At 71.5% G+C, this 21,544-nt stretch carries 19 protein-coding genes; 9 read left to right on the top strand and 10 right to left on the bottom strand.

Annotation, left to right across the window (positions count from 1 at the left end; translation table 11 throughout):
• Window positions 1-103: 103 nt before the first annotated feature.
• Window positions 104-1,333, bottom strand: a complete 1,230-nt coding sequence (locus V6R91_RS19120) for a sugar ABC transporter substrate-binding protein (RefSeq protein ID WP_336396502.1) — start codon at window positions 1,331-1,333, stop codon at window positions 104-106.
• A 35-nt stretch (window positions 1,334-1,368) separates the two neighbouring features.
• Window positions 1,369-3,405: a beta-galactosidase gene (locus V6R91_RS19115; RefSeq protein WP_336396501.1), complete on the bottom strand. Its 2,037-nt coding sequence runs from the start codon at window positions 3,403-3,405 to the stop codon at window positions 1,369-1,371.
• A gap of 191 nt (window positions 3,406-3,596) precedes the next feature.
• Between V6R91_RS19115 and V6R91_RS19110 the strand changes: the two genes are divergently transcribed.
• The 4 genes from V6R91_RS19110 to V6R91_RS19095 all read left to right on the top strand — a co-directional run bounded on the left by V6R91_RS19110 (window position 3,597) and on the right by V6R91_RS19095 (window position 7,712).
• Window positions 3,597-4,613, top strand: a complete 1,017-nt coding sequence (locus V6R91_RS19110; RefSeq protein ID WP_194395839.1) for a LacI family DNA-binding transcriptional regulator — start codon at window positions 3,597-3,599, stop codon at window positions 4,611-4,613.
• 121 nt (window positions 4,614-4,734) lie between these two features.
• Entirely contained in the window at window positions 4,735-6,309 is a 1,575-nt protein-coding gene (metG, locus tag V6R91_RS19105; protein ID WP_336396500.1) for a methionine--tRNA ligase, read from the top strand.
• Entirely contained in the window at window positions 6,309-7,187 is an 879-nt protein-coding gene (locus V6R91_RS19100) for a TatD family hydrolase (protein ID WP_336396499.1), read from the top strand. The genes metG and V6R91_RS19100 overlap by 1 nt, the downstream gene beginning before the upstream one ends.
• Window positions 7,188-7,190: 3 nt before the next feature.
• Window positions 7,191-7,712, top strand: a complete 522-nt coding sequence (locus tag V6R91_RS19095; protein ID WP_336396498.1) for an NUDIX hydrolase — start codon at window positions 7,191-7,193, stop codon at window positions 7,710-7,712.
• A gap of 109 nt (window positions 7,713-7,821) precedes the next feature.
• Here V6R91_RS19095 and V6R91_RS19090 read toward each other — a convergent pair whose 3' ends face one another.
• From V6R91_RS19090 to V6R91_RS19075, 4 genes are all read right to left on the bottom strand, one after another.
• The gene (locus tag V6R91_RS19090; protein ID WP_336396497.1) at window positions 7,822-8,958 is read right to left on the bottom strand and encodes an HNH endonuclease signature motif containing protein; all 1,137 of its coding nucleotides are present in this window, start codon (window positions 8,956-8,958) and stop codon (window positions 7,822-7,824) included.
• On the bottom strand, window positions 8,955-9,335 hold the full coding sequence (locus V6R91_RS19085; RefSeq protein ID WP_336396496.1) for a hypothetical protein: 381 nt from the start codon (window positions 9,333-9,335) through the stop codon (window positions 8,955-8,957). Before V6R91_RS19085 ends, V6R91_RS19090 begins: the two co-directional genes overlap by 4 nt.
• Before the next feature lie 52 nt (window positions 9,336-9,387).
• Window positions 9,388-10,689: an MFS transporter gene (locus V6R91_RS19080; protein ID WP_336396495.1), complete on the bottom strand. Its 1,302-nt coding sequence runs from the start codon at window positions 10,687-10,689 to the stop codon at window positions 9,388-9,390.
• 77 nt (window positions 10,690-10,766) lie between these two features.
• Window positions 10,767-12,203 carry a sugar porter family MFS transporter gene (locus V6R91_RS19075; RefSeq protein ID WP_336396494.1) on the bottom strand — a complete coding sequence of 479 codons (1,437 nt, stop codon included), beginning with the start codon at window positions 12,201-12,203 and terminating at the stop codon, window positions 10,767-10,769.
• Between the two features lie 133 nt (window positions 12,204-12,336).
• On the opposite strand from V6R91_RS19075, the gene rsmA reads away from it, so the two are divergent.
• Together rsmA and V6R91_RS19065 are read left to right on the top strand one after the other, a co-directional pair.
• On the top strand, window positions 12,337-13,194 hold the full coding sequence (rsmA, locus tag V6R91_RS19070; RefSeq protein ID WP_336396493.1) for a 16S rRNA (adenine(1518)-N(6)/adenine(1519)-N(6))-dimethyltransferase RsmA: 858 nt from the start codon (window positions 12,337-12,339) through the stop codon (window positions 13,192-13,194).
• Between the two features lie 120 nt (window positions 13,195-13,314).
• Window positions 13,315-14,235: a phosphodiesterase gene (locus V6R91_RS19065; protein WP_336396492.1), complete on the top strand. Its 921-nt coding sequence runs from the start codon at window positions 13,315-13,317 to the stop codon at window positions 14,233-14,235.
• Here V6R91_RS19065 and V6R91_RS19060 read toward each other — a convergent pair.
• Complete coding sequence (locus V6R91_RS19060; protein ID WP_336396491.1) at window positions 14,183-15,769, bottom strand: stealth conserved region 3 domain-containing protein; 1,587 nt, start codon at window positions 15,767-15,769, stop codon at window positions 14,183-14,185. The genes V6R91_RS19065 and V6R91_RS19060 overlap by 53 nt on opposite strands.
• A 183-nt stretch (window positions 15,770-15,952) precedes the next feature.
• On the opposite strand from V6R91_RS19060, the gene V6R91_RS19055 reads away from it, so the two are divergent.
• From V6R91_RS19055 to V6R91_RS19045, 3 genes are read left to right on the top strand one after another with little or no spacing between them, the layout of a single operon-like run.
• The gene (locus V6R91_RS19055) at window positions 15,953-17,020 is read left to right on the top strand and encodes an aldo/keto reductase (RefSeq protein ID WP_336396490.1); all 1,068 of its coding nucleotides are present in this window, start codon (window positions 15,953-15,955) and stop codon (window positions 17,018-17,020) included.
• Entirely contained in the window at window positions 17,017-17,943 is a 927-nt protein-coding gene (locus V6R91_RS19050) for a 4-(cytidine 5'-diphospho)-2-C-methyl-D-erythritol kinase (protein WP_336396489.1), read from the top strand. The genes V6R91_RS19055 and V6R91_RS19050 overlap by 4 nt, the downstream gene beginning before the upstream one ends.
• Before the next feature lie 48 nt (window positions 17,944-17,991).
• Entirely contained in the window at window positions 17,992-19,371 is a 1,380-nt protein-coding gene (locus V6R91_RS19045; protein WP_336396488.1) for a GNAT family N-acetyltransferase, read from the top strand.
• Between the two features lie 7 nt (window positions 19,372-19,378).
• Here the strand turns inward: V6R91_RS19045 and V6R91_RS19040 are convergent, their stop codons facing one another.
• Genes V6R91_RS19040 through V6R91_RS19030 form a run of 3 tightly spaced genes read right to left on the bottom strand, consistent with a single transcriptional unit; the run spans window position 19,379 to window position 21,527 of the window.
• On the bottom strand, window positions 19,379-19,744 hold the full coding sequence (locus V6R91_RS19040; RefSeq protein WP_336396487.1) for a rhodanese-like domain-containing protein: 366 nt from the start codon (window positions 19,742-19,744) through the stop codon (window positions 19,379-19,381).
• Window positions 19,745-19,801: 57 nt separating this feature from the next.
• Entirely contained in the window at window positions 19,802-20,044 is a 243-nt protein-coding gene (locus tag V6R91_RS19035; RefSeq protein ID WP_336396486.1) for a hypothetical protein, read from the bottom strand.
• A 40-nt stretch (window positions 20,045-20,084) separates the two neighbouring features.
• The gene (locus tag V6R91_RS19030) at window positions 20,085-21,527 is read right to left on the bottom strand and encodes an MBL fold metallo-hydrolase (RefSeq protein ID WP_336396485.1); all 1,443 of its coding nucleotides are present in this window, start codon (window positions 21,525-21,527) and stop codon (window positions 20,085-20,087) included.
• Window positions 21,528-21,544 lie beyond the last annotated feature (17 nt).

Raw genomic sequence — 21,544 nt, 5'->3', positions numbered from 1 at the left:
CGCGGAGCGGGGTTGGGGTCCGGGAGGCGGGGAGAGGCACTCACCCGCCTCCCGGAGTCTGTCGGCCGCGATCGCCCGCGGCCTGGTCGTCAGGCGGCCGGGCTCAGCCCGCGACCGCCGCCTGGACGTCGGCGACCATGGTGTTCCACGTCGAGACGGGGTCGGCGCCGTTGATGATCTGCGACTGCGCGGCGTTCCAGAGGTCCCACACCGAGCCCATCTCGGGGATGCTCGGCATCGGCACGCCGTTCTGCGCCGAGGCGAGGAATCCGGCGATGATCGGGTCGGAGGCGACCTCGGCGGCGAGGGTCGACCAGGCCGGGATGCGCGGGTCGGCCTCGTAGAGCGCGCGCTGGGCCTCCTCGGTGCCGAGGTGGTTCACCAGGAACTCCTGCGCGAGGAGCGCGTTCTCGGACTGCGAGCTCAGGTAGAAGCCCTGCACGCCCACGAACGGCGCGGCCGTCTGGCCGCCCGCCGACGGGATCGGGTTCACCGTGATGTTCTCGACGTCGGTGTAGGCGCTGATCGCCCAGGGGCCCTGGATCGTGTACGGAGCCTTGCCCGTGTTGAACAGCTCGTTGTTGATGTCGTAGTCCACGGTCGTCGAGATGTAGCCGGTGCCGGCCGAGCCGTTGGCGCCCAGCCAGGTCGCGAACGCCTCGCCCGCGGGACCGCCCATCCCGACCTCGGTCGTGTACGAGCCGGAGTCGTCCTGGACGAACACCGGGGCGCCGAAGGACGTTTGGAACCCGTACATGGTGTAGCCGTCGCCGGTCTCGCCGTTGGTGTTGATGACGAAGGGGCGCTCGGCGCCGGAGGCCAGGCCGCGCTGGATCATGTCATCCCACGTCGCCGGCGCCTCCTCGCCCACGAGGTCGGCGTTCTGCACGAGTGCGATGGTCTCGAGCGAATAGGGGAGGGCGTAGAGCTGGCCGTCGTAGGTCATCGCCTCGAGGGCGACGGGCTCGAACTCCGACGCCTTGTCGCCGAGGTCGATGGTGTCGACCACGCCGGCGGCGACGAGCGCCCCCAGCCAGTCGTGTGCGCCGACGGTGATGTCGGGGCCCTCGCCCGTCGGCACCTGGGCGATGAAGTCGTTGCGCAGGTCCTCGAAGTTCTTCTGCACGAGCGTGACCGTCGCGCCGGTCTCCTCTTCGAACGCCGCTGCGGCGTCGGAGATGGCCTGCTCGCGCTCCTCGTCGGTCCAGATGACGAGCTCGGCGCCGCTGCCTTCGGCCTCATCGCCGTCGTCGGACGAGCCGCCGCCGGCGCAGCCGGCGAGGACGACCGCTGCTGTGAGCGCCAGCGCTCCGAGTGCGATCTCCTTTCGCATGGTTTCCCTTTCGGTGGTGGATGGATCTTGCAGGGTCAGGACGATCCGGCCGTGCCGGCACGGTCGGTGCGGACGACCGCGACCCCTCCGGCCGGCACGACGAGCTCGCCGTCGACGGCGGCCTCGCTGAGCAGCTCGAGGCCCGTGGCGGCGAACGCGGCGGGCTCGTCGCGATGGTTGATGGCGACCGCGAAGTCGGCGGCGTGGCCGCGCCGGACGACGACCTCCAGTCCTTCCGGGTGCGCCGCGGGGGCGACCCCCGCGTCGGCGTAGACGTCGGTCATCACCGCGCGCAGGCCGGCGGCGTCCAGCCGCGTGCTGATGTACCAGCCGTGTCCCGCTCCGTGCGCGTTGCGGGTGATGGCGGGCTTGCCGGCGCCGGGGCCGTCGACGTAGGTCGCCTTGACCTCGGCGGAGGCGATGACGAGGTCCTCCTGCCACGCATCCGCGGAGAGGGTCGTGGCCGATGCCGCCCCCGACCACTGCACGGCGTGCCGCGCGTCCTCTCGCAGCGGCAGGAACTCCTCGACGACCAGCCCGAGAGCGTCACGCAGCGGGGCCGCGAAGCCGCCGGGATGGACCGCGTCGTTCTCGTCGACGATCGCCGAGAAGAACGAGACGACGAGGGTCCCGCCCGCCTCGACGTACCGCGTGAGGTTCGCGGCGTCGGCGGCGCCGAGCAGGTACTGCGCCGGGGCGACCACGAGCTTGTAGCGCGACAGGTCGTGGCCGGGCAGTGCGAAGTCGACCGTGATGCCGTCGCGCCACAGCCGCTCGTAGAAGGCGCGGACCCGCTCGGCGTGGGAGACGTCGACCGACGGGCGCCATTCGAGGTCCTGCGCCCAGAACGACTCGAAGTCCCACAGGATCGCGACGTCGGCGTCCACGCGGGAGCCGCGGACCTCGTCGAGGCGTCCGAGCGCGTCGCCGAGTCCCACGACCTCCCGCCACACCCGCGACGACGTGCCGGCGTGCGGGATCATCGCCGAGTGGAACTTCTCGGCCCCCGAGCGGGAGGCGCGCCACTGGAAGAAGAGGATCGCGTCGGCCCCGCGCGCGAGGTGGCTGAGCGAGTTGCGCGCCATCTCTCCGGGGCGCTTGGCGACGTTGCGGGGCTGCCAGTTGACCGCAGATGTCGAGTGCTCCATGAGGATCCACGGCTTTCCGCCGCCGACCGAGCGGGAGAGGTCGGCGGCGATCGCGAGGCCGATCTCGCCCTCGGGATCGGCCGCCCACAGGTAGTGGTCGTCCGAGACGATGTCGACCTCGCGCGCCCACGCCCACATGTCGGTGGTCCAGCTCTGGTTGGCCATGAAGTTGGTGGTGACCGGCTGCGAGGCGTGCGCCCGGATGGCGTCGCGCTCGGCGATGAAGCACGCGCGCAGCTGGTGGTCGGTGAACCGCGCGAAGTCCAGGCGCTGCGCCGGGTTCACCACCGACGGTGCCGCGGCGGGGGCGCCGACGTGCTCCCACTCGCCGTAGCGCTGGCCCCAGAAGGCCGTGCCCCACGCCGCGTTGAGCGCGTCGAGCGAGCCGTACCTCTCACGCAGCCACTCGCGGAACGCGCGCACCGACTGGGCGGAGTAGTCCTCGCCGACCGGGACGCCGTACTCGTTGTGGACGTGCCACATCACGACCGCGGGGTGCGAGCCGTAGCGCTCTGCCAGGGCCGACGCGATGCGGACGATCGCCGCCCGGTACGCGGGTGAGGCGTGCGAGGCCATGCCGCGCGCGCCGAACCCCATCGTGACGCCGTCGCGGGAGACGACCCGCGCGTCGGGGTGCTCGGCGAAGAACCACGCCGGCGGCGACGCGGTGGGGGTTCCCAGATCGACGGAGATGCCGTTCTCGTGCAGCAGGTCCAGCAGCTCGTCGAGCCACGCGAAGTCGAAGACGCCCTCGCTCGTCTCGATGAGGGCCCACGCGAAGATCCCGACGCTGACGAGGTTGACCCCGGCCTCGCGCATGAGGGCGGCGTCCTCGCGCCACACCTCTCTCGGCCACTGCTCGGGGGTGTAATCGCCGCCATAGGCGATGCCCCGGATCTCGGGCCAGCGGTCGGGCGAGGTCATGGACGCTCCATCGGGTCAGGTGTGGGATCGGCGGTCACGCGGCTGTGCCGACTGGGACCGGTCACAGTCTTACCCGCGCCGACGTTGTGCGGCAGGGGTGCGCCCGCAACCGTTACCGAACTGTGACCGGTCACAGGTTCTCTTCGTGTCGGCACCGGCGACGCCTCCCGACGGGAGTAGAGTCGCTCGTCGTGGGGGAGTCGACGACCGTGCGGCGCAAGCCGACGATCCGGGATGTGGCCGCGGCGGCGGGCGTGTCGCGGGGCACGGTGTCACGCGTCATCAACGGGGGCCATTGGGTCTCGCCCGACGCGCGCGCCGCGGTCGAGGAGGCCATCCGCCGCACGGGCTACACCGCCAATCACGCCGCGCGCAGCCTCGCGACCGGACGCGCCGGCTCGCTGGCGTTCCTGCTCACCGAGCCGCAGCACCTGCTGTTCGACGACCCGACGTTCGCGCTCCTGCTGCGCGGCGCGGCCGAGGCGCTGGCGCAGCGGTCGATGACCCTCGTCCTCCTCGTCGCCGGCACGCCCGCCGAGCGGGCCAACGTCGCCCACTTCGTCAGCGCCGGTCACGTCGACGGCGTGCTGCTCATCTCGTCGCACGAGGCCGACCCGCTCGTCGAGGAGCTGCTCGAGGCCGGCGTGCCCACCGTGTGCTGCGGCATCCCGCTGGGCCACGAGGCGCAGGTGCCCACCGTCTCGGTCGACGAGATCGGCTCGGCTCGCGAGATGACCCGCTACCTGCGAGGGCGCGGGCATCGCCGCATCGCGATGATCGCCGGCCCCCACGACACCCCCGGCGGACGCTTCCGGCTCGTGGGGTTCGAACAGGAGATGGGTGAGGACTTCGATCCCACCCTGGTCGAAGAGGGTGACTACAGCCAGGACTCCGGAGCCGCCGCCATGTCCCGGCTCCTCGAGCGCACGCGCGACATCGACGCCGTGTTCGCGGCCAGCGACCGCATGGCGGCAGGCGCCGTGACGGTCCTGCGCGCGGCGGGACTGCGCGTGCCCGATGACATCGCGGTCGCCGGCTTCGACGACTCGGGGCTCGCCGCCACGCACATGCCGCCGCTGACCACCATGCGCCAGCCGTGGGAGCGCCTGAGCAACGAGATGGTCTCGCTGCTCCTCGACGTCATCGCCGGCGGGGCGCCTGGGCCGATCACCCTGCCGACGACGCTCATCGTGCGCGAGAGCGCCTGACCCGCGGATGCGCGGAGGGCGCGCGGCGCGTGCGTGTTACGAGTGCCCCCGCTGCGGGCGGCCCACGACGCCGCCTTGTCACGACGGCGGGCGCGGCATCCGCTCGAACTAGACTCTCCTGGTGACCTCCGGCCGCCAGTCCTTCTACATCACGACGCCGATCTACTACCCGAGCGACGTGCCCCACATCGGCCACGGCTACACCACCGTGGCGGTCGACACCCTCGCGCGCTGGCACCGCCAGGCCGGCGACGACACCTGGATGCTCACGGGCACCGATGAGCACGGGCAGAAGATGCTGCGCGCGGCCAGCGCGAACGGCGTGACGCCGCAGCAGTGGGTCGACAAGCTCGTGAGCGAGTCGTGGTTCCCGCTGCTGCAGACGCTCGACGTCGCCAACGACGACTTCATCCGCACCACGCAGGAGCGGCACGAGGAGCGCGTCAAGGCGTTCGTGCAGGCCATCTACGACCGCGGCTACATCTATGCGGGCGAGTACGAGGCGCTGTACTGCGTGGGCTGCGAGGAGTTCAAGCCGGAGTCCGAGATCGTCGACGGCACGGGCCCGTTCGAGGGCCTGAAGGTCTGCGCGATCCACTCGAAGCCGCTGGAGCTGCTGCAGGAGAAGAACTACTTCTTCAAGCTGAGCGAGTTCCAGGAGCGCCTGCTCGAGCTGTACCAGTCCGACTTCGTGCAGCCCGAGAGCGCGCGCAACGAGGTGGTCTCGTTCGTGCGGTCGGGGCTGAAGGATCTGTCCATCTCGCGTTCCGCCTTCGACTGGGGCATCCCGCTGCCGTGGGACGAGTCCCACGTCATCTACGTGTGGGTCGACGCGCTGCTCAACTACGCCACCGCCGTCGGCTACGGCTCGGACCCCGAGCAGTTCGCGCGCCGCTGGCCGGCGTACCACGTGGTGGGCAAGGACATCCTCCGCTTCCACGCGGTCATCTGGCCGGCGATGCTGATGGCCGCGGGCGTCGACGTGCCCAAGGGCGTGTTCGCGCACGGCTGGCTGCTGGTCGGCGGCGAGAAGATGTCGAAGTCCAAGCTGACCGGCATCGCGCCGACCGAGATCACCGACGTCTTCGGCTCGGACGCCTACCGCTTCTACTTCCTGTCGGCGATCGCGTTCGGGCAGGACGGCTCGTTCTCGTGGGAGGACCTGTCGGCGCGGTACCAGGCCGAGCTCGCGAACGGCTTCGGCAACCTCGCCTCGCGCACGACCGCGATGGTCGAGCGGTACTTCGAAGGCGTCGTGCCGCCGCCGAGCACGTACACCGACGCCGACCTGCACATCCAGCGGACGGTGGCGGATGCCGCGGCCGCCGCCGACGCCGCCATCGAGCGGTTCCGCATCGACGAGGCGATCTCGTCGGTATGGACGATCGTCGACGCGCTGAACCACTACATCACCGAGAACGAGCCGTGGGCGCTCGCGAAGGACGAGAGCCGGCGCGAGCGCCTGGGCACCGTCCTGTACACGGCGGCCGAGGGTCTGCGCGCGCTCGCCGTGCTGCTGTCGCCGGTGATGCCGGTCGCGACCGAGAAGCTGTGGATCGCGCTGGGCGCGGCCGACTCGCTCGGGCGCCTGCAGGACCAGCCGATCCGCGAGGCCGGCGCCTGGGGCCTGCTCAAGCCCGGCACCTCGGTGAACGGACTCGCGCCGCTGTTCCCGCGCGTCGAGCAGACGGCGTGATGAGCGACCCCAGCACCTACGTCCGCACGCGCGAGAAGGGCTCCCGCGACGTCACCTATCCGGCGGCACCCGAGCCGCTTGCGGTGCCGGTGTACGACAACCACGCCCACCTCGAGATCGAGGACGGCGTGGGGCTGTCGCTCGACGAGCAGCTTTCGCGCGCCGGCGAGGTCGGCGTCATCGGCGTCGTGCAGGCCGGCGGTGACATCGACTCGAGCCGCTGGTCGGCGTGGGCCGCGGCATCCCACCCGCGTGTCCTGGCGGCGGTGGCGATCCACCCGAACGAGGCGCCCGCGTATGCGCGGGCGGGGCGCCTCGATGAGGCGATCGCGGTGATCGACGAGCTCGCCGCGCAGCCGCGGGTGCGGGCGATCGGCGAGACGGGCCTGGACTTCTTCCGCACCGACGCGGACGGCGTGCCCGCGCAGTCCGAGAGCTTCGAGGCGCATATCGCGCTGGCCAAGAAGCACGGGATCGCGATGCAGATCCACGATCGCGACGCCCACGACGCCGTGCTCGAGACCCTGGACCGCGTCGGAGCGCCCGAGCGCACGGTCTTCCACTGCTTCTCGGGCGACGCCGACATGGCGCGCATCGCGGGGGAGCGCGGCTACTACCTCTCGTTCGCGGGGAACATCACGTTCAAGAACGCGCAGAACCTCCGCGACGCCCTCGCCGTGATCCCGCGGGAGCGGATCCTGGTCGAGACGGATGCCCCGTTCCTGACCCCCGTCCCGCACCGCGGGCGGCCGAACGCGCCGTACCTGATCCCCGTGACGATGCGCTTCATGGCGACCGAGCTCGGCGTGGACGTGGACGAGCTGTGCGCACAGGTGGCCGCCAACACGCTCGAGGTGTACGGGGCGTTCGAGGACTGATCCATGGACGGCGAGCTGTGGGACCTGACGGATGCCTCGGGCGCGCCGACTGGTGCGACTTTCCGTCGCGGTGATCCCGACTTTCCCAAGGCTCTCTTCCACATCGTGGCGTCGGTGTGCGTCCTGCGCGGTGACGGTCTCGTCCTGATGACGCGGAGGGCGGCGGCGAAGGACTGGCCCCTGTGCTGGGAATTCCCCGCCGGAAGTGCGCTCGCGGGTGAGTCGAGCGCCGAGGGTGCGGTGCGGGAGCTCGAGGAGGAGGCCGGCGTCCGCGTCGGCGTCGATGAACTGGAGTTCGTCGGTCGCGTGGTCGAGCGGGAGGCGCTCTTCGACCTGTACTTCGCGCGTGTGTCGGGCGATCCTGTGCTGCAGCTCGATCCGGAAGAGGTGTGCGAGAGCACCTGGGTTCCGTTCTCTGAGGCGCTGCGGCGTTGTGATGCCGGTGACATGGCAGGTCCGTGGGTGCTGAGACTTGAGCAGCTGGGCGAAAGGCTCCGCGAACTGGTCGGCCGTTCCCCGGAGTAGCGGGCCACGTACGCGCCCGGCGTGCGCGGTCGATCACCGGCGCGGCCCCGTACCGTTCACCCGGGTTGACCGGATCCTCGCGGGTGCCCGATCCGCCGACACAGCCCGCTCACGCCGCCGGCCGGAAGCGTGGGGGCGGAGGTTCGAGTTCGGCCCAAAGACAGCGGAGTCCGAGGCGAGGCGGTAGCAGTACGGGGTCGCCCCTGCCCGACGGCGGGTGGAGCACGAAGTCGGCGCGCCTATGGCGGGTGATGCGCCAGCCGCCGTGATGAAGCTCCATGTGATGGAAGCGGCACAGCAGGATGCCGCGATCGACGTCGGTGCGGCCCCCCGTCGCGTAGGAGTCGATGTGATGCGCTTCGCAGTAGGAGGCGGGACGGTCGCACCCGCGCCACCGGCACCCGCCGTCGCGCGCCGCGAGCGCGATGCGCTGTTTCGGCGTGAACAGGCGGGCATCGCGTCCGAGGTCGAGCGGATTCCCCGCGCCGTCGACAGTGCAGGTGACGGTGCCGGACTCGCACGTCTGCTGTGCGATAAGCCATGCCGGCAGCGTCGTCTGGTCGTCTTCGGTGAGGCCGACGGCTGGTGCTCCGGCGGCACCCACCTCGAGTCCGGCGGCGCTGATCACGACTCGCACACCGGCCTGTCGCGTCCCGAACACGGCCTTCGCGTCGGCGAGCGCGCCGGCGCGGAACACATCGAGCAGCAGGTCGTAGGCAAGCTGGTCGTTGGCGCGAGGGTCGGCGGCGAGCGCCTCGGCACTCGCCCTCTCATCCGGATCGACGAACCTGGGCCCGCCGCGTCGTGGCCGCAGGGCGGCATCGAGCACCGCCTGCGTCCAGGCGCCGCCGAAGTCGTCGAACACGATCGAACCGCGCCGCACACCCTCGGCGTCGCGCCACAGGCGGAACGACCGCCGAAGGAACCGCTCGTCGAAACGCCGTTGCGCTCCCTCGGGATCGAGCTGGTCGCGAACCGTGTGGGCGGTTCGTCCGAGCTCTTCCACGGTGCGCTCCTGCGCCTCGGCGATCAGCTGCTCGGCGGCGAGAGACCACGCTTCCCTCCCTCGACGCAGCGCCTCGGCGCCGTCGGTGGATTCGGGTGGTTCCCCCAGCCCGCGAAGAATCGCGTCGTGCTGCGCGGACCCGATGGAGCCTGCCAGAAGCGCGCGGCCGAGCGGCGCGTGCCACGGCTCAGGTTCCGCGCATCCCGGTGCCGGTCCGGCCGGGGCCGCGGCATCCGTCATCGCTCCTTCAATGTCACGAAGGGATCGAGACCGGCGCCGATCCGGAGTGACTCCCCCAAACGGACGTGCTTCACGGCCTCGGCCCGGGTGGCGCCGGTGATCTCCTGTATGAGCGCCGCGGGGCAGCGATGGCCCCGACTCTGTGCGAGCCCGTCGTGACCCGCTTTTCGCGCGGATCTCGCCGCAGCGACGCCCGCCGCGGCGATTCGCACCTTCTCGCCCGCGCGAACGAGCTCCGTCGCCGCGACCAAGGCTGCCACGACGGCATCGTCACCGAGCCCCTCCACGACGACGGGTAGATCGCACGCATCGAACTCGCCGCCGAACATCTCACGCAGCAGAACGAGCCGCGTCTCGAGTTCGGAGAAGAAGGCCATGGTTCATCCTGTCAGACACCGCTGACATTCGAACATGACGACGAACAGCCCTTCAGTCGGGCAGCGGCATTCCACCGGTGCCGGGCTCGTCCTCGGGCGGGATCCGATCGGCTGTCTCGTCGTCGAGCACGGGCTTGGCGGCGGCGATGTGCGAGATCGACCGCCACACCAGCAGCAGGGTGACGGCGGACCCCGCGAACGCGAACCACCACGGTGCGGTCAGCCCGAACAGCTGCGCCAGGATGCCGCCGATGAACTGGCCGATCACGAGGCCGCCGAAGACGCCGACCATGTTGACGGAGGCGATGCGGCCCTGCAGCTCCATGGGGACCAGGCGCTGGCGGACGGTGGTCGAGATCGTGCCCCAGACGAACGCGTAGAGGCCGAAGCCGAACATGATGACGAACGCGACGATCGGCGACGTGGTGAGCGCGAACGACAGATGCATCAGCACCTCGAGCGAGAGGCACACGCGCATGAGCGTCGCGAAGGACACGTGCTTCTCGAGCCGACCGAAGCCGAAGATCGCGATGAATCCGCCGAGCGCCGACGCCGTCGTCAGGGCGCCGTAGCCGACCGGGCCCATGCCGAGGTGCTCCGTGGCGTACAGCACGAGCACCCCCCACGGCGCCGCCCACGTCACGTTGAAGACGAGGATGATGATGACGAGCGTCCGCACCGGCGCGTTGTGGCGCAGCCAGCGCAGCCCCTCGCGGATGGCGTGCCCCTTGCCCGGGGCGGAGGCGGGATGCTCGGGCACCGGCGTGCGCGCGATGCGCGAGATCAGCAGCACGGCCAGCGACACGCAGAGCACCTGGAGCAGGAACGGCCAGAAGGATCCCAGCGCGAACAGGAACGCGCCCAGCGGCGGGCCGGCGAGCTGGTTGGCGACGAGATAGCCCGCCTGCATGCGGGCGTTACCGATGCCCAGGTCGGCGGGCCTGACGAGCATCGGCAGGAGTGTGCTCCCGGCCGAGTCGGCGAACACCTCGGCCGTGCCGTAGAGGAAGGCGGTCGCGAGCACGAGCCACACCGTCGCCTGGCCGGTCACGAGGAAGACGACGAGCACCAGCACGACCACGGCTCTGATGCCGTTCGCCAGCATCACCAGGCGCCGTCGGTCGTGATGATCGGCGACAGCGCCGGCGAGGAGGCCGAACAGCAGCCAGGGCAGGAACTGCATCATGGCGCCGGCGGCCACGAGGATGGGCGACGAGGTGAGCGATGCGATGAGCAGCGGAGCCGCCGCCAGGGCGATGCCGTCGCCCAGGTTGCTGGTCCACGACGACGCCAGCAGCCAGCGGAAGTCCCGTCCCAGACGGCGGGGCGCGATCAGGTCGCCGAGGGAGGGCATCCCGCCATCCTACGATCGCCGGGATCGCCCCGACGCCTCGGTCGGGGCGGCCAGGGGCGCGCCTCGCGAGCCGGCCCCTACGAGGCCCTCCGGCGCGCGGGCGAGTCGACCATGGACTCCAGAGTCTGCCCCTTCGTCTCGCGGACGTACCGGATCACGAAGAAGATCGCCACGAACGCGAAGAACGTGTACACGCCGTACGCGAGTCCGAGCCCGACCGCGGCGAGTGCGGGGAACGTCGTGGAGATGACGAAGTTCGCAGCCCACTGGGCGGCCGCGGCGACCGACAGCGCCACCGCGCGGATGCGGTTGCTGAACATCTCGCCCAGCAGCACCCAGACGACCGGCCCCCACGACGCTCCGAAGAAGACGACGTAGAGGTTCGCCGCCAGCAGCGCGATCGTGCCGGCCGCTCCCTCCAGGACGGGCTCGCCGTCGACGATCGGGGCCGAGGCGAAGATCACCGTCAGCACGCCGAGGCACACGAACTGACCCATCGCGCCGATGAGCAGCAGCGGCCTGCGGCCGACGCGGTCGATGAGCATGATCGCGACGATCGTGGTGACGATGTTCGTGACCGAGGTGATGACGGTGATCGTGAGCGAGTCCTGCTCGGTGAAGCCGACCGCCTGCCAGAGCGTCGTGGAGTAGTAGAAGATCACGTTGATGCCCGTGAACTGCTGGAGCACCGACAGGCCGATGCCGATCCAGACGATCGGCAGCAGGCCGAGGGCGTTGCCGCGGAGGATGCGGAATCGCGGCCGGTCCTCCTTGCCCTCGACGGTCTTCAGGATGTCGGTCGAGGTCTTCTCCACGTCGCCGCCCACGTACCGCGACAGCACGTCCTTGGCCCGCTTCATCTCACCGCGCGCGATGAGGTATCGCGGCGACTCGGGGATCGTGAGCGCGAGGGCGCCGTAGATCACCGCGGGGACGAGCTCCGACAGGAACATCCACCGCCACGCCTCGAGGCCGAGCAGCCACGGAGCGGTGGCGGTGCCCGCGGCGGCGACGATGGCGGCGTCGGTGAGGAGCGCCACGAAGATGCCCGTGACGATCGCCATCTGCTGCAGCGAGCCCAGGCGTCCGCGGTACGCCGGGGGTGAGACCTCGGCGATGTAGGCGGGGGCGATGACGGATGCCGCGCCCACGCCCAGACCGCCCACCACCCGCCAGAACGACAGGTCCCACACGCTGAAGGCGAGGCCGCAGCCGAGGGCGCTCGCGACGAACAGGATCGCGGCGATGATCATCACGCGGATGCGGCCGTACCGGTCCGCGATGCGTCCGGCGAACCACGCTCCGATCGCACAGCCGATGAGGGCCGAGGCGACCGAGAAGCCCAGGAGGAAGGGTCCGGTCTGGAACTGCTCGCCGATCGCGCTCACCGCGCCGTTGATCACGGCGGTGTCGAAGCCGAACAGGAACCCGCCGAGCGCGGCGGTCGAGGCGACGAGCACCACCCTCGCGAGCGGGACCGAGACGTCGTGACCGGACGTGTGCGCCGAAGTCATGGGATGGATCCTCCTCGTTCGCCCGGCATGCGGTTCCCGCCTGCACTGGGGCACACCCTGGCGTGGCGCTGGCGACGCTGTCAAGGTGTTGCGCGGGTCCGGGCGACCTGCATCGCGCGGCTACAGTGAGTGCATGCCCGTGACACTGCTCGGTGCGGCCGAGATCCGCTCGCTGGCCGCAGAACTCGACGTCACGCCGACGAAGAAGCTCGGGCAGAACTTCGTGGTCGACGCGAACACCGTGCGCAAGATCGTGGCCGTCGCCCAGGTCTCGGCGGGCGACCGCGTGGTGGAGGTGGGGCCCGGTCTCGGGTCGCTGACCCTCGCCATCCTCGAGGCCGGGGCATCGGTCACCGCCGTCGAGATCGACCACCGTCTGGCCGAGCGGCTGCCGGCCACGGCGGCAGCCCACGGCGTCGACGACGGCGCGCTCACCGTGGTGGACGCCGACGCGCTGCGCGTCACGGCGCTGCCCGGCGACCCGGCGGTGCTGGTGGCGAACCTGCCCTACAACGTCAGCGTGCCGGTGCTCCTGCATTTCCTCGAGACGTTCCCGGGCCTCGAACGGGGCGTGGTGATGGTGCAGGCCGAGGTCGGCGAGCGCCTGGCCGCGGCGCCGGGTTCGAAGGTGTACGGCGCGCCGAGCGTCAAGGCGGCGTGGTACGGACCGTGGCGACTGGCCGGCACGGTGTCGCGGCAGGTGTTCTGGCCGGTGCCCAACGTCGACTCCGTGCTGGTGGGCTTCCGCCGCGATCCCGAGCCGCGCGGCGACGAGGCGCTGCGGCGCCGCACCTTCGGCATCGTCGACGCGGCGTTCCAGCAGCGGCGCAAGATGCTGCGCCAGGCGCTGTCGCAGGTGCTCGGCGGATCATCCACCGCGGCATCCGCCGTCCTCGAGTCCGCGGGCGTGGCGCCGACGGCGCGCGGCGAGGACCTCTCCGTCGACGACTACGTGCGGATCGCCCGCGCGGCGGAGCCGCTGGAAAGATGATATTCAGCGGATCTTCACCGCGTCGTCGGAGACCTTTCGAAACAAGCCGGTAACATTCCGAGCGTCCGCCGTCCGGTTACACTGGCAGATCGCCATCCGGCGGACCGGAGTGAACCCGACATGCGCACCGCCGAGTACCCGGCCCCCGAACGCATCCTGCTGCACCTGAGCGACACCCACCTCCGGGATGCCGCCACCCCGCGCCTCTTCGACGCCGTCGACGGCGCCGAGCGCCTGGCGCAGACCATCGACGCCATCGAGGCGAGCGGAATCCTGCCCGACGCGATCGTCGTCACCGGCGATCTCGCCGACCTCGGCGAGCCGGGCGCCTACGCCGCGCTGACGGCGCTCGTCGAGCCCTTCGCCGCGCGCCTCGGCGCGCGCGTGCTGTGGGTGATGGGCAACCACGACGACCGCGGCGCCTTCCGTGCGGGCCTCCTCAACGAGGCATCCGCCGCCCTCCCGGTGGACCGGGTCGACGAGCTCGACGGCCTCCGGGTCGTCACGCTCGACACGACCGTGCCCGGCCACCACCACGGTGAGGTGAGCGACGCGCAGCTGGAGTGGCTCCGCGACGTGCTGGCCACGCCTGCGCCGCTGGGCTCGATCCTCGCGATGCACCACCCGCCGGTGCCGAGCGTCCTGCCCCTGGCGGCCAGCGTCGAGCTGCGGGATCAGCGCCGGCTCGCCGACGTGCTGCGCGCCACCGACGTGCGCGGGATCATCGCCGGCCACCTGCACTACTCCACCTTCGCGACGTTCGCCGGCATCCCGGTCTCGGTCGCGTCATCGACCTGCTACGCGCAGGACCTCACCGTGCCGGTCGGCGGCACGCGGCCTCAGGACGGCGCGCAGGCGTTCAACATCGTGCACGTCTACGACGACACGGTGGTGCACTCGGTCGTGCCGGTCGACGCGCCGCGCACGCTCGAGCACATCGACGCGGCGGAGGCCGCCCGCCGGCTCGCGTCCGCCGGCGTGGCGCCCGTCATCTCCGAGCGGAGGGATGCGCCGACCGAGCCGATTCCCGTGCTGCGCTGAGCTCGTCGCGCTCCCACGGGGCGCGCACCGGGAAAAGGCGCTCCAGCGCGTCGCGGATCGCCCGTACGCGGATCTCCTCCGGCACCTCGACCTCGCCGCCGTCGTTGAGGCAGAACATGTCGGCGTCGGCGCGCTCGGTGAGCCGCTGCATCCGGCGCAATCCGGACGCGACCGTCGTCTGCACGTAGCGCACCCGCGGGGCGCGCGTCGAGATCGCCCGGCCCGTGAGCAGCGCGTAGTAGTGGTAGAGGCTGTTGGTCACCGAGATGTCGGTGGCGGAGCGGAAGCGGGATGCCGCGGTCCGCGCGAAGTCCTCGGGGAACGCCGCCTCGAGCTCGGCCATGACGCTCTTGCGCAGCGGGGCGGCGCAGTGCTCCAGGTCGCGGACGATCGTGCGGCCGAACCGTTCGCGCAGGAGCGCGCGGTTCACCCGCAGACCGTTGTCGTGGCCGCTGCGGTGCGGCGCCGGGGCACCGGCCCCGATACGCACCTCGCACTCGACGAACTTCGTGACGCCGCCGGGCGTGAAGAACAGCTCGGGCTCGACGGGGCGGCCGAAGAACATGTCGTCGTTGGAGTAGAGGAAGTGCTCGGCGAGGCCGGGGATGCGATGCAGCTGCGCCTCGATCGCGTGCGAGTTGTGCGTCGGCAGCACCGACGGGTCGGCGAAGAACTCCTCGCTGCGCACGATCGTCACCTTGGGGTGGTCGAGCAGCCACGACGGGGCGGGGGAGTCGGTGGCGATGAAGATGCGACGGACCCACGGTGCGTACATGTGGACGCTGCGCAGGGCGTACCGCAGCTCGTCGACGTGCCGGTAGCGGGCGGGGCCGTCGTCGCCGTCGCCGACCACGTACTCGGCCATCTGGGCGGCGCGCTGCCGCTGGAACTCGCTGGTCGAGCCGTCGACCCACGAGAAGACGATGTCGATGTCGTCGACGACCTCCAGCGGCTGCGGATCGAACATCCCCGCGACGGATCGCCACGGGCGCCCGTGCCGCTCGACGGTCTCGTACGCGATGTCGTCCGTAGCCGTGACGCGGCGCGTCAGCGCGTTGTCGCGCGGCGCGTCGACGGTGTCGGCGCCGAAGCGCCAGAACTCCAGGTGCACGCCCCACGCCGCGCCGTAGCGATGCCCGCCCGAGCTCGTCAGCCGCGGGCGGTATACCCGCACGACGGAGGGGGCGTCCGAGAGCGCGGGCGCGTCGCACGCCAGTACCGGGGCCCGGCCCTTCGCCTTCAGGTACAGCGGCTCCCGGTCGCACACGGCCGCGAGGGCCGCCTGCGCGGCCTCGCGTCGGCTGACATCGACCACGAGCGCGGGAAGCCTGCGGTCATGACGGATGAGGAGCACATCGATGCCCGCCTCCTCGAGCACGGAGGCGACCAGGAGCAGATCGGCCTCGCGCGCCTGGTGCGGGGCGAGGTCGTCGTGCACGAGATGGAGGACTCCGCGATCGACGATCACGTCAGGACGCTCGATGAGCGCGGTCGACGGGTCGGTGGCACGGGGCAGCGCAGACAGCACGGTCATGCAGTCCTCCTTCTGGGGCGAGGCGAGGCGGGGTGGTGGCGCGCGGCGGGGCTCACGCCTGGTGACGCCACCATAAAGAGGTTCCGTTACGCGGACGTTTCGGGCCAGGCCCTTGACACGCTGTCCGAGGGTGTGCGTGCCCGAACCCCTGCACGTCGCCGCCGACGTCGCTAGCCTGGACCGGTGACCGAAGACGCGCGCTACCTGTCCCGTGGAGGAGACCTCCACCGCCCCTACACCGCCGACGCCGACCGCTACGCGGGGTCATCCTACCGCCGTGTCGGGACGTCGGGACTCACGCTGCCGCCGGTCTCGCTGGGGCTGTGGTGGAACTTCGGCGACAACATCCCGTTCGACGACCAGCGCGCGCTGCTGCGTCACGCGTTCGACCGGGGCATCACCCATTTCGACCTCGCGAACAACTACGGCCCGCCCTACGGCACGGCCGAGACGAACTTCGGCCGGATGATGCGGGAGGACTTCGCCCCGTACCGGGACGAGCTCATCATCTCGTCGAAGGCGGGCTACGACATGTGGCACGGCCCGTACGGCAACGGCGGGTCGCGGAAGTACATCATCGCCAGCGCCGAGCAGTCCCTGAAGCGGATGAGCATCGACTACGTCGACATCTTCTACTCCCACCGCGTCGACCCGGACGTGCCGATCGAGGAGACCGTCGGAGCCCTCGACACCCTCGTGCGGCAGGGCAAGGCGCTCTACGTCGGCATCTCGTCGTACAGCGCCGAGCGCACGGCGGTGGCGGCATCCGTCGCCCGGTCGCTCGGCACTCCGCTGGTGATCCACCAGCCCGCGTACTCGATCCTCAACCGCTGGGTCGAGGACGGCCTGACGGGCGTGCTGAAGAAGGAGGGCATGGGGGCGATCGCCTTCACGCCGCTGGCGCAGGGCCTGCTCACCGACAAGTACCTCGCCGGCGGCACCGCCGACCGCGCCCAGCAGCGGGCCTCGCTTCCCGGCGGCCCGCTCAGCGACAGGGGCCTGTCGACGCTGCGCTCGCTCGACGTCATCGCGAAGGAGCGAGGGCAGTCCCTGGCGCAGATGGCGATCCAGTGGGTGCTCCGCGATCCGGTGGTCGCCTCGGCGCTCATCGGTGCGTCGCGTCCCGCGCAGCTCGACGAGAACCTCAAGGCGCTCGACGGTCCCGCCTTCACGATGGAGGAGGAGGAGCGCATCGACGCCCTGTCGGACGGGATCGACGTGGACCTCTGGGCGGAATCGGCGAACCGGTGAGCCAGGCCCTCGCCGCCGACGGCGTCAGGGTTCGGGCGCCGGGAAAGCTGAACCTCTTCTTCGAGGTCGGCGGCGTGCAGTCCGACGGCTACCACGATGTGGCGTCGGCATATCAGGCGGTTTCGCTGTACGAAGACGTGTGGGCGACGCCCAGCGACGATTTCACGGTCGCCGTCACGGGGACGGTCGACGTCTCGGGCGTGCCCGCCGACGACCGCAACCTCGCGGTGCGTGCCGCGAGGCTCGTCGCGCAGCGGATCGGCCACACGGGCGGCGCGCATCTCGACATCGTCAAGCACGTGCCGGTCGCCGGCGGCATGGGGGGAGGATCCGCGGATGCCGCGGCCGCCCTCGTCGCGTGCGATGCGCTGTGGGGCGCCGAGCTCGGCACGGCCGAGCTGCTCAAGCTCGCGTCGCGCCTGGGGGCCGATGTGCCCTTCGCGCTGCTGGGCGGCACGGCGATCGGCACCGGCAGGGGCGACCAGCTGAGCCCCGCCCTGGCGAAGGGACGATTCGACTGGGTGGTGGTCCCCTCGGACGCCGGGCTGTCGACGCCCGAGGTGTACGCGCACCTCGACGAGCTGCGGGATCGCCCCGACATCGCCGCCGGCGCCCGGGTGCCCGCCGTCGAACCGGGCGTGCTGCAGGCCCTGCGCGCGGGCGACCCCGTCGCGCTGGCCGAGCACACCCGCAACGACCTGCAGATCGCCGCGCTCTCGCTGCGCCCCGAGCTGCGCGAGGTGCTGGAGCTCGGCGAGCAGTCCGGCGCTCTGAGCGGGATGGTCTCGGGATCGGGGCCGACGCTCGCCTTCCTCGCCGTCGACCCGGAGGCGGCGCTCGAGGTCCAGATCACGCTGTCGGCTGCGGGTTACGAGGCGCTGCACGTGCACGGTCCCGTCGCCGGAGCCCGCGTGCTGCCGTAGCACGCCGCATCGACTCAGGCCGCGCCCCGCGGCAGACACGGAGGATCCATGAACGAGCCCGACGCCCACGCCCCTGCCGGCGAGTCCGACCGCGCGGCCTTCCGCGCCGGCGACGTCGACGCCCGGTCCCGCGAGAGCCTCGCCCGCACCGGTCTGGACTATCGCCGCGTCGCCGTCGACGGCGACGGGTATGCGCCCTGGCTGCAGTCGGTCGCGCGCGGCTTCCAGGACGGCGAGCGCAGCGACGAGCAGATCGCCGCTGCGCGCGAGCGCAGCGGATACCGCAGGCTCACCGGCGTCTTCGACGGCGCGGGACCCGCGCCCGAGACCCCGGTGGCGACCATCGCGTCGTGGATCGGCGAGCTCACGGTGCCCGGTGGCGGCGTCGTCCCGTCGTGCGCGATCTCCGCCGTCACGGTGGCGCCGACGCACCGCCGGCGCGGCGTGGCGCGCGCGATGCTCGAGGGCGAGCTGCGCGCAGCCCGGGACGCCGGCGTGCCCATGGCGATGCTCACCGTGAGCGAGTCGACCCTGTACGGACGCTATGGCTTCGGGCCGGCGGCGGCGGGGGCCTCGTGGCGCATCGAGACCAGGCGCGCGGGGTGGGTGGGTCCTCGGCCCGACGGGCGCATCGATTTCATCAGCCGCGAGCGGGTGCGCGAGCTGCTGCCGATGCTGCACGAGCGCGTCCGCCGGCGGACCGCGGGCGAGATCGACGTGCCCGGAGGTCACTGGGACGGCTTCGCCGGTACGAACCCCACCGCCGAGAAGGCCGGCGACAGGCGCGCGGTGCAGTACGCCGATGCCGACGGCGAGGTCCGCGGCGCCGCGGTGTACACGGTGCGCGAGAACCACGACGACTTCACGAAGGCGACCGTGGAGGTCCGCTACCTGCTGGCCGAGACGGATGCCGCCTACGCCGCGCTGTGGCGGTTCCTGCTCGAGCTCGACCTGGTGGCCGAGGTGCACGCGGCGGAGCTTTCGGCGGACGAGCCGCTGCTGTGGATGATCGCCGACCAGCGCGCTGCGAAGGTGACGGTGCGCGACCACCAGTACGTGCGGATCATCGATGTGGTCGCCGCGCTGGAGGCGCGCCGGTACGGTGCCGCGGGGCGTGTCGTGCTCGACGTCTCCGATCCGCTGGACCTCGCCGGCGGGCGCTGTCTGCTCGAGGTGGACGAGGCCGGCGCGGGCCGCGTCCGGCGCCTCGCGGACGACGAGGAGCCGGACGCGCCGGTGGTCGAGCTGGGCATCGCCGAGCTGTCGGCGACCTACCTCGGCGGCGTCTCGCTCGCGACGCTCGCCGCGGCCGGCCGGGCGCGTGTGACGGATGCCTCGCACGAGGGCCCCGACGGCACCGGGCCGATCGCCGCGGCGACGCGCCTGCTGTCCTGGCACACGACGCCGCGCCTCAGCTTCTGGTACTGATCGCCGGTCAGCCCACGACGGGGAGCTGCGTCGACTGCGCGGCCTGGTCGAGTGAGCCGAGGTCGGTCACATCGGTGAACCCGGCGTCCTGCATGAGCCGGACGGCCTGGGCGGAGCGGTTGCCCGACCGGCAGTAGACGAGGTACTCCGCGTCCTGCTCGAGCGTCGCGAGGGCCGCGGACAGCTCTCCCGAGGTGACGTCGAGATTCTCCGCTCCGTCGAGGTGGCCTGCCGCGTACTCCTGCGCCGTGCGCACGTCGATGATGATCGCCTCATCGCTGACGTCGACGGGCGACGCGGCGGCGCCGGCGCAGCCGGTGAGGGTCAGCGCGAGCGCCGCGGCGCCCAGGATGATCGCGGGGATGCGGGACATGGTGTTCTCCTTGTGATGCGGGGGAATGGGGGAGGGGGAAGGGGGTGGGTCCTGCCGTCAGCCGGGCGCGAGCGCCAGCAGCCGGGGAAGCTCCTGGGAGAGCACGAATGCACCCATGGCGAGGACGAAGACGCCGAAGCCCGTCCGCAGCGCGCGCTCGGGGAGTCGTCCGGCGAGGGCGCTGCCGACGAAGGATCCGGCGACGGCGGTTCCGGTCGAGCCGCCGCCGCCGAGGAGGCCGAGCAGGACGCCGACGACCACTGCGAGCAGCAGCCCTGCGACGAAATGACTGGGGTCCATGGCGGATCTCCGGGTGGTGCCGGGCTGCGCGCAGGGCGCGCTATGCCGCGAGCGTGGTGTCGGACGCGGTCTCGTCGGTCACCGGCACATTGCCCGGGACGGCCAGCCAGCCGAGGTACGACCCGTCGAGCTCGACGACGTCGAACCCGTCGCGGCGCAGGGCGCTGGCCGTGACGCTGTTGCGCACGCCGCTCTGGCAGTACGTGACGATCGTGCCTGACCCCGCGAGCCGGGCCCGCTCCCACAGGGCGCGCCCGCCGCTGAGCTGCTGCGCGCCGGGCAGGTGCCCCGCCGCGTACTCCGTCCTGTTGCGCACGTCCAGCAGGAGCGAGTGCGGGAATTCGCCGAGGGCGTCCGGCGCCACCGTGGCGGGCGTGACGAGGTCGAGGCCCGCGAGAGACGTCGCGAAGCCGGCGACCGCGTCGATCCCGACGCGGACCAGATGATCGCGCAGCTCGTCGGCGTGTTCGCGGTCCTCCGCCAGGACGAACAGCGGACGGCTCTCGCGCTCGGGGTCGTACACCCACGCGCCGTAGGTGGCGGCCTTCGCCGCACCCGGGATGTTGAGCGAACGGGCGACCGTCCCCTCGTGCACCTGGCGGTGGTGGCGGGTGTCGACGAAGATCACCTCATCGGCGGACAGCGCCGCCCGCAGGCGGTCGGGTGCGTATTCGACCAGCGGGGGCCGGGGCCCGAGGACGGCGGGGCCGCTCTTGTTCTGCGCCTTCATCCGTGCGAAGTACGCGTGGGCGTCGGGCTGGCCGCTGAGCAGCTCGTCGACGAAGCCCTGCTCGTCGTCGTCGCGGAGATAGCGGCTCCACCACGCGAAGGCGCGCTCGTAGCCCACGGTCGACGTCGGCACCGCGCCGAGCGCCTTGCCGCACGCGCTTCCCGAGCCGTGCGCGGGGAGCACCTGCACGTAGTCGGGCAGTGTGAGGAACTTGTCGCGCAGACTCGCGAAGAGGTCCCGGGCTCCGGAAAAGCGCGTGTCGCCGCCGCCCGCCGCTTCGTCCAGCAGATCGGGACGCCCGATGTCGCCGACGAACACGAAGTCGCCGGTGAGCATGAAACCGGGGGCGTCGGCATAGGCGCCGTCGGTGACGAGGAATGACAGGTGCTCGGGGGTGTGGCCCGGGGTGTGCACCGCCGTGACGGTGATGTTGCCGATCCGGATCTCGTGACCGTCCTTCATCCTCACCGCGTCGGCGAACCCGCTGCCGTACGTCCAGTCGGGCCCGCCCTCGTCGGAGACGTGCATCGTCGCGCCGGTCCTGGCGGCGAGCTCGCGCGTGCCGGACAGGTAGTCCGCGTGGATGTGGGTCTCGGTCACCGCGGTGATCTTCATCCCGTTCTTGCGGGCGATCTCGAGATAGACCTCGACGTCGCGGCGCGGGTCGACGACGATCGCCACGCCCTGGGCCTGGCATCCGATCACGTAGCTCGCCTGAGCGAGGTCCTCGTCGTAGATGTGCTCGAGCAGCATGTCGCGTCTCCGTCGTC

This window comes from Microbacterium sp. CCNWLW41, assembly GCF_037083505.1.
The sequence above is the reverse complement of the archived record's forward strand: the minus strand, read 5'-3'. Positions and strand labels throughout refer to the sequence as shown.